4 protein-coding genes are annotated in these 4,064 nt (G+C 68.5%); 3 read left to right on the forward strand and 1 reads right to left on the reverse strand.

Annotated elements, in window-relative coordinates; genetic code table 11:
• The 3 genes from mutS to QZ772_RS16860 form a co-directional block, all read left to right on the forward strand.
• Positions 1-1,703, forward strand: a 1,703-nt coding sequence (gene mutS, locus QZ772_RS16850; RefSeq protein ID WP_295528672.1) for a DNA mismatch repair protein MutS, incomplete at its 5' end; no start/stop codon positions are given.
• A 35-nt stretch (positions 1,704-1,738) separates the two neighbouring features.
• Positions 1,739-2,569, forward strand: coding sequence for a proteasome-type protease (locus QZ772_RS16855; RefSeq protein ID WP_295528674.1), 831 nt, complete (start codon positions 1,739-1,741; stop codon positions 2,567-2,569).
• A 173-nt stretch (positions 2,570-2,742) separates the two neighbouring features.
• Complete coding sequence (locus QZ772_RS16860; protein WP_295528678.1) at positions 2,743-3,543, forward strand: alpha/beta hydrolase; 801 nt, start codon at positions 2,743-2,745, stop codon at positions 3,541-3,543.
• Positions 3,544-3,749: 206 nt separating this feature from the next.
• Here QZ772_RS16860 and QZ772_RS16865 read toward each other — a convergent pair.
• On the reverse strand, positions 3,750-4,064 hold a 315-nt coding region (locus tag QZ772_RS16865), incomplete at its 5' end, for an undecaprenyl-diphosphate phosphatase (RefSeq protein WP_295528676.1).

A 4,064-nucleotide genomic window follows, 5' to 3' on the forward strand; every position in this document is an offset into this window, starting at 1 on the left:
GCAGCCGCATGCTCAAGCGCTGGCTGCTGGCCCCGCGCCGCGACCGGGCCGAGGCCCAGGCCCGACTGGGCGCGATCGCCGCCCTGCGCGCACCCGCGCCCGGCGAGACCGCCGCGCCCTGGAAGCTGCTGCGCGAGCAGCTCAAGAACACCAGCGACGTGGAGCGCATCGCCGCCCGCGTCGCGCTGCGCCAGGTGCGCCCGCGCGAGCTGGTCGCGCTGCAGCTGGCGCTGACCAAGTGCGAGCGTCTCCGCCCGCTGCTGCCGGCCGCTTCCCCGTTGCTGGGCTACTTTGCCGACGAGCTGGTGCCGCCACCCGGCTGTGCGCAGCTGCTGGCGCGCGCCATCCAGCCCGAGCCCGCCGCGCTGATCCGCGAGGGCGGCGTCATCGCCACCGGCTTCGACGCCGAGCTGGACGAGCTGCGCGCCATCGGCGAGAACTGCGACGGCTTCCTGCTGGAGCTGGAGACGCGCGAGCGCGCCCTCACCGGCATCGCCAACCTGCGGGTGCAGTTCAACCGCGTCCATGGCTTCTACATCGAGATCACGCAGAGCGCCCTCTCCCGCGTGCCCGAGCACTACCGGCGCCGCCAGACGCTGAAGAACGCCGAGCGCTTCATCACGCCCGAGCTCAAGGCCTTCGAGGACAAGGCGCTGTCGGCGCAGGACCGCGCCCTGGCGCGCGAGAAATGGCTCTACGAGCAGTTGCTCGACCAGCTGCAGCCGCATGTGCCAGCCCTGACCCGCGTGGCTGCGGCACTCGCATCGCTCGACGCCCTCGCGGCGCTGGCCGAACGCGCCCACACGCTCAACTGGAACGCGCCCAGCTTCGTGGCCCATCCCTGCATCGAGATCGAGCAGGGCCGCCATCCGGTGGTGGAGGCACGCCTGGCCGAGAAGTCCAGCGGCGCCTTCATCGCCAACGACACACGGCTCGGGCCCAGCCAGCGGATGCAGGTCATCACCGGCCCCAACATGGGCGGCAAGTCGACCTACATGCGGCAGGTGGCCATCATCGTGCTGCTGGCCTCCATCGGCTCCTGCGTACCGGCCAACAGCTGCCGGCTGGGGCCCATCGACGCCATCCACACCCGCATCGGCGCGGCCGATGACCTGGCCAACGCCCAGTCCACCTTCATGCTGGAGATGACCGAGGCCGCGCAGATCCTGCACAGCGCGACACCGCATTCGCTGGTGTTGATGGACGAGATCGGCCGCGGCACCAGCACCTTCGATGGCCTGGCGCTGGCGGCCGGCATCGCGGCGCACCTGCACGACAAGGCCAAGTCCTTCACCCTCTTCGCCACGCACTATTTCGAGCTGACGGAGTTTCCAGCCACGCACCGCGCGGCGCTCAACATGCACGTGAGCGCGACCGAGAGCGGCCGCGACATCGTCTTCCTGCACGAGATGCAGCCGGGCCCGGCCAGCCGCAGCTATGGCATCCAGGTGGCGCGGCTGGCAGGCATGCCGGCGGCCGTGATCCACCATGCCCGCGGCGCACTGGAAGCGCTGGAGTCGCAGCAGACCCAGGCGCAGGCCCAGGTCGATCTGTTCGCGCCGCCGCCCGTGGCCCAGACACCGCAGGAGAGCCCCGTAGAATCCGCGCTGGCCACGCTCGACCCCGATGCGATGAGCCCCCGGGAGGCGCTCGAAGCGCTCTACACACTCAAAAAGCTGCACCAACGCGAGCGTCGGGACTGAAGCCTCCGCGGCCCGCCCGCCGACCGCGCATCACCATGACGTACTGCGTAGGCATCAAACTCAACGCCGGCCTGGTCTTCCTGTCGGATTCCCGCACCAACGCGGGGGTGGACCACATCAGCACCTTCCGCAAGACCATCGTCTACGAGAAGGCTGGCGACCGCACGATGGTGCTGCTGTCGGCCGGCAACCTGTCGATCTCGCAATCGGTGCGCGAGATCCTGCAGATCGAAGAGCTCGAAGAGCGCGGCCGCGAGGGCCCGCCCATCACGATCTGGAACGCCAAGAGCATGTTCGACGCCGCGCGCGTGCTGGGCTCGGCCGTGCGCCATGTGTACGACCGCGACGGCGAGGCGCTGAAGGCGGCGGGCGTGGACTTCAACGTGAGCTTCATCCTCGGCGGCCAGGTCAAGGGCGAGGGCATGCGGCTCTTCCTCGTCTACTCGGCTGGCAATTTCATCGAGGCCACGCCCGAAACCCCCTACTTCCAGATCGGCGAAGCCAAGTACGGCAAGCCCGTGCTCGACCGCGTTCTCACGCCCGACACGCCGCTGGACGAGGCCGCCAAGTGCGCGCTGGTATCCATGGACTCGACCATGAAGTCCAACCTGTCGGTGGGACTGCCGCTGGACCTGGTGGTGTACGAGGCCAACCGCCTGCAGACCGACAAGGTGATCTGCATCGACGCCGACAACCCCTACTTCCGCATGATCCGCGACGGCTGGGGCCGCAAGCTGCGCGAAGTCTTCGACAGCCTGGAAGACCCGGTCTGGAACGACGACCACACCGCGCATCCGCTGAAGATGCCGGCCGGCCGCCATGGGGCGCTGCGCAAGATCTCGACGCGGGACGAGAAGCTCATCTGACAAAGCCAGCCCGCTCGGTCACACCGGATTCATCCACATCTCGGGAGCCGGGTCGAGCGGCGCTGCACCTCGCTCAGTGTCTGCCCCCTGTCCTCCCGCCGCCCGATTCCCGCATCCACCGCCTGCTGCCGACCGTGCCTGCATCCGCGCCCTTGCCTTCCGCCGCGGCCACGCTGCCGCCCATCGTCTTTTCACACGGCAACAGCTTTCCGGCCAGCACCTACCGGGTGATGCTCGACAGCCTGCGCGCCCGCGGCTTCGCGGTGCATGCCATCGAGAAGTTCGGCCACGATCCGCGCTTCCCGGTCACCGACAACTGGCCGCATCTGGTGGAGCAACTGGCGGAGTTCGCCGCGCCCGTGGCCGACGCGGCCGGCACCGCCCCGTTCCTGGTCGGGCATTCGCTGGGCGGCATCCTGAGCGTCATGTGTGCGTCGAAACATCCCTTGCTTGCACGCGGCGTGGTGATGATCGATTCGCCCATCATCGACGGCTGGCGCGCCGGCACGCTGGGGCTGGTCAAGCGCACCCCGCTGATGCGCCGCGTCTCGCCCGGCATGGTCAGCCGCAAGCGCCGCGACAGTTGGGAAGACCGCCAGGCGGTGTTCGAGCACTTCCGCCACAAGAAGGCCTTCGCGCGCTGGGATCCCCAGGTGCTGCACGACTACATCGACCATGGCACCTTCGTGCATGGCGATGCGCGCGCCCTCGCCTTTGACCGTGATGTCGAGACCGCGATCTACGACAACCTGCCCGACAACATCGGCCGCCTGCTGCGCAGCAAGCCGCTACAGTGCCCCTGCGCCTTCATCGGCGGCCGTCAGTCGGTGGAGATGAAGCGCGCTGGCATGGCCGCCACTCTGCGCCTGACGCGCGGGCGCATCAGCATGCTGGACGGCTCGCACCTCTTTCCGATGGAAAAGCCAATCGCCACCGCCGCAGCCATCGAAGCGACGCTGCGCAATCTGCTCTGAGGGCTTTCTCGGCCCGCGTGTGACATGGGGGTCGGCGAGCACCACGCGGTGCTCCAAATGACAAAAGCCACCGGCCTGTGACCGGTGGCTTTTCTATTTGCACCTCATGTGCCGGCTCAGGGAAGCGCTACACCCGACTGATGCGCGCTCCAACCGTTCGGGCTGAGCTGGTCGAAGCCGGGGCGCGACAACCCGCCCCGCGCCACTCAATCCGCCCAGACGACCAGCCCGCTCCAGGCCGTGCCGAGCACGATCAGGCCGAACACGATGCGGTACCAGGCGAAGGGAATGAAGCTGTGCGTGGAGATGTAGCGCAGCAGCCAGCGCACGCACAGCCAGGCGCTGATGAAGGAGAACACCAGGCCGACGGCGAACATCGGGATGTCCGCCACCGACAGCAGCGCGCGCTCCTTGTAGAGGCTGTAGACGCCCGCGCCGATCAGGGTGGGAATGGCCAGGAAGAAGGAGAAGTCGGTCGCCGCCTTGCGCGACAGACCCAGCAGCATGCCGCCGATGATGGT

The sequence above is a fragment of the uncultured Pseudacidovorax sp. genome, assembly GCF_913773995.1.
Taxonomy (GTDB): Bacteria; Pseudomonadota; Gammaproteobacteria; order Burkholderiales; family Burkholderiaceae_C; genus Xenophilus.